Below are 698 nucleotides of genomic sequence, written 5' to 3' on the forward strand. Positions count from 1 at the left end.
GAGCCGGTGGGTGACGGCTGTCTGGTGCTGGTACCGACCCCGAGATCCCGACCCGAGGAGGCTAGGTGCAGATCCCTTTCTCGTCGTCGTCGAGCACCAGTCTCGGCATCGAATGGGAGCTGCAGCTCGTCGACCAGCAATCGCGCGAACTTCGCGGCGAGGCCAGCGGGATTCTTCACGAGCTGCGGGCGAAGGCCGGGGAGCGCGAGGCGGCCAAGGCCAAGCACGAGCTGTTCGAGTCGACCATCGAGGTCGTCACCGGGGTCTGCGACTCGGTGGAGGAAGCGACCGCGGACCTGGCTGGAACCGTCTCGCTGCTGCGCGATCTGGCGGAACGGCGCGGGATCGGGCTGATGTGCAGCGGCACGCATCCGGCCAGTGACTATATGGGGCAGCGCATCACCGAGGATCATCGCTATTTCCGGCTGGTCAGCCAGATGCAGTGGTTGGCCCGGCGGCTGCTCATCTTCGGCGTCCACGTACACGTCGGAGTGCGGTCTGCGGACAAGGTCATGCCGATCGTGAACGCTCTGATGGCCTATGTCCCGCATTTTCTCGCCCTGTCGGCGTCGTCGCCCTACTGGCTGGGCGGAGACACCGGGCTGGCCTCATCCCGATCACAGGTCTTCGCGAGCCTGCCCACCGCGGGACTGCCGTACCCGTTGGAGGACTGGCCGGGTTTCGAGTCGTTCATGGAG

Annotated in this window: 1 protein-coding gene; it reads left to right on the plus strand. The window is 66.0% G+C overall.

What is annotated here, in order from left to right; translation table 11 throughout:
* Window positions 1-65: 65 nt before the first annotated feature.
* Window positions 66-698, plus strand: a 633-nt coding sequence (locus ACY45C_RS06100; RefSeq protein ID WP_462186672.1) for a YbdK family carboxylate-amine ligase, incomplete at its 3' end; no start/stop codon positions are given.

The sequence above is a fragment of the Frankia sp. CcWB2 genome (assembly GCF_977927585.1).